Here is a 2726-nt window from a genome sequence, read left to right on the forward strand (position 1 = left end):
GGGCCGTTGTGGCTGGACGGGGACGCGGTGCTCTGGCGGTGGGACATGTCCGCCAGCCTATCGGCCCCGATACTGTGGCCCGCATGAGCGAGAAGAGCGAGTACTGGTACAACGTCAACACGCATCAGGTGGAGGTGGGCGCCCAGTCGGACTGGTCCCAGCTGCTGGGCCCGTTCGGCACCCGCGAGGAGGCGCAGGGTGCGATGTCCCGCGTGCAGGCGAACAACGAGGCCGCCGACGCCGCCGATGAGCGCGACGACAACTGGGACAACAACCCCTTCAACGACGCGGACTGACCCCCGCCGTCCACGCCGCGGCCGCCCGGCCCGACCCCAGCGGGGATCGGGGCGGGCGGCCGTCGTCGTGCCGGGCCGCGCATCGTCCCCGGCGGACGACCCGGCGGCTCAGGCCTCGAAGCCGTGCTCCGGGGCCGGGAAGGCGCCGTCGAGCACGTCGCGGCGGTAGGCGCGCACGCCCTCGCCGATCACCTCGTGCAGGCGGGCGTACTGCCGCACGAAGCGGGGGGTGCGTCCCTCGCGCAGTCCGAGCATGTCCTGCCACACGAGCACCTGGCCCGTGGTGCCGGGGCCGGCGCCGATGCCCACGGTGGGCACGCGCAGGGCCGCGTCCACGGCGGCGGCCACCTCGGAGGGCACCATCTCCATGAGCACGGCGAACGCCCCGGCCGCCTCGAGGGCGCGGGCGGAGGCGGTCATCGCCTCGACGGCGCCCCCGCCGCGGCCCTGGACCCGGTAGCCGCCGAGCACGTGCTCGGACTGGGGGGTGAAGCCGATGTGGGCCATGACGGCGACGCCGGCGGCGGTCATGGCGGCCACGTGCTCGGCGAAGCGCTCGTCGCCCTCCACCTTCACGGCGTGCGCGCCGGACTCCTTCACGAGGCGCACCGCCGTCTCCACGGCGTGCTGGGGGGAGGCCTCGTAGGAGCCGAAGGGCAGATCCGCCACCACGAGGGCCCGCTGGGCGCCGCGCACCACGGCCTGGCTGAACAGGATCATCTGGTCCAGGGTGACCGGGAGCGTGGAGGAGTGGCCGAGCACCGTGTTGCCCACGGAGTCGCCCACGAGCAGCACCTCGACGCCGGCCTCGTCGAACAGCGCGGCCGTCATCGCGTCGTAGGCGGTGAGCATCGCGAAGCGGCGGCCCTCGTCCTTGGCCCGCTGCAGGTGGACCGTGCGGTAGCGGGACGGGGCGGGCGGGCCGTAGGGGGCGGCGACGTCGTCGTTCTTCCGGGAGGAGTCGGGAGCGGACATGGCCCGGAGTCTACGCGGCGCGTCTAGAGTGGCCGCATGGATCGACAGCAGGACTACGTGCTCCGCACCATCGAGGACCGGGACGTGAGGTTCGTGCGCCTGTGGTTCACGGACGTCGTCGGGACGCTGAAGTCGGTGGCGCTGTCCCCGGCCGAGGTGGAGAACGCGTTTACCGAGGGGCTGGGCTTCGACGGCTCCTCGATCGACGGCTACACCCGCATCTCCGAGTCGGACATGCTGCTGCAGCCGGACCCGGCCACCTTCCAGATCCTGCCCTGGCGCGGAGACCGCGGGCAGAGCTCGCGCATGTTCTGCGACGTCCTCACCCCGGACGGGCGCCCCGCCCCGGCCGACCCGCGCCACGTGCTGCGCCGCGTGCTGGAGAAGGCCTCGGACATGGGCTTCTCCTGCTTCATGCACCCGGAGATCGAGTTCTACCTGCTCAAGAGCGACCAGCCCGGCCCCGACGGCCGGCCCGTGCCGGTGGACCGCGCCGGCTACTTCGACAACGTGCCCGGCTCCGACGCCGCCGACTTCCGCCGCGACGCCGTGACGCTGCTGGAGAGCATGGGCATCTCCGTGGAGTTCAGCCACCACGAGAACGGCCCGGGCCAGAACGAGATCGACCTGCGCGCCGCCGACGCGCTGACCACCGCGGACAACGTGATGACGTTCCGCACTGTGGTCAAGGAGGTGGCCGCAGCCCAGGGCACCTACGCCACCTTCATGCCCAAGCCGTTCTCCGAGCACCCCGGCTCGGGCATGCACACCCACATCTCCCTCTTCGAGGGCGACTCCAACGCCTTCTACGACCCCGCGGACGAGTTCCGGCTCTCCGTGACGGGCCGCCGGTTCATCGCGGGCCTGCTGCGCCACTCCGTGGAGATCAGCGCCGTCACCCACCAGTTCGTGAACTCCTACAAGCGCCTGTGGGGCGGCGGCGAGGCGCCCTCGTACGTCTCCTGGGGCCACAACAACCGTTCCGCGCTCGTGCGCGTGCCCCTGTACAAGCCGGACAAGGCCGGCTCCGCCCGCATCGAGTACCGCGGCATCGACGCCTCGGCCAACCCGTACCTGGCCTACGCGCTGCTGCTGGCCGCCGGCCTGAAGGGCATCGAGGAGGGCTACGAGCTGCCCGAGTCCGCCGCCGAGGACGTCAGCGCGCTCACCACCCACGAGCGCCGGGTCCTCGGCCACGACCCGCTGCCCGGCACCCTGCACGACGCCCTGCGCGCCGCCGAGGAGTCCGAGTTCGTCGCCTCCGTTCTGGGCGAGCACGTCTTCGACGCCCTGCTGCGCAACAAGCGCCAGGAGTGGGACGACTACCGGGTGGAGGTCACGCCGTACGAGCTGCGGCGCTACCTCTCCGGCCTCTGAGGCGCCGGCCGTGTCCGCCCTGCCCGACGCGGCGACCGCCGACGCCCCGGACCGCCGCGCCCTCGCGCAGGCGGGGGT

General features: G+C 72.7%; 3 protein-coding genes. 2 read left to right on the forward strand and 1 reads right to left on the reverse strand.

All coding sequences use genetic code 11. The features are described 5' to 3' along the window. The first annotated feature begins 83 nt into the window (after window positions 1–83). Window positions 84–296 (forward strand): hypothetical protein, encoded by a 213-nt coding sequence (locus NWP10_RS11415; RefSeq protein WP_017488222.1) that lies wholly within the window; start codon window positions 84–86, stop codon window positions 294–296. A 108-nt stretch (window positions 297–404) separates the two neighbouring features. On the opposite strand, the gene panB is transcribed toward NWP10_RS11415, so the two are convergent. Then, window positions 405–1271 carry a 3-methyl-2-oxobutanoate hydroxymethyltransferase gene (gene panB, locus NWP10_RS11420; protein ID WP_017488221.1) on the reverse strand — a complete coding sequence of 289 codons (867 nt, stop codon included), beginning with the start codon at window positions 1269–1271 and terminating at the stop codon, window positions 405–407. 36 nt (window positions 1272–1307) lie between these two features. Here panB and glnA point away from each other — a divergent pair, with 36 nt between their 5' ends. After that, window positions 1308–2648 carry a type I glutamate--ammonia ligase gene (gene glnA, locus NWP10_RS11425; RefSeq protein WP_002855830.1) on the forward strand — a complete coding sequence of 447 codons (1341 nt, stop codon included), beginning with the start codon at window positions 1308–1310 and terminating at the stop codon, window positions 2646–2648. Window positions 2649–2726: the final 78 nt, after the last annotated feature.

The organism is Micrococcus sp. HG099 (assembly GCF_024723355.1).
Taxonomy (GTDB): domain Bacteria; phylum Actinomycetota; class Actinomycetes; order Actinomycetales; family Micrococcaceae; genus Micrococcus; species Micrococcus endophyticus.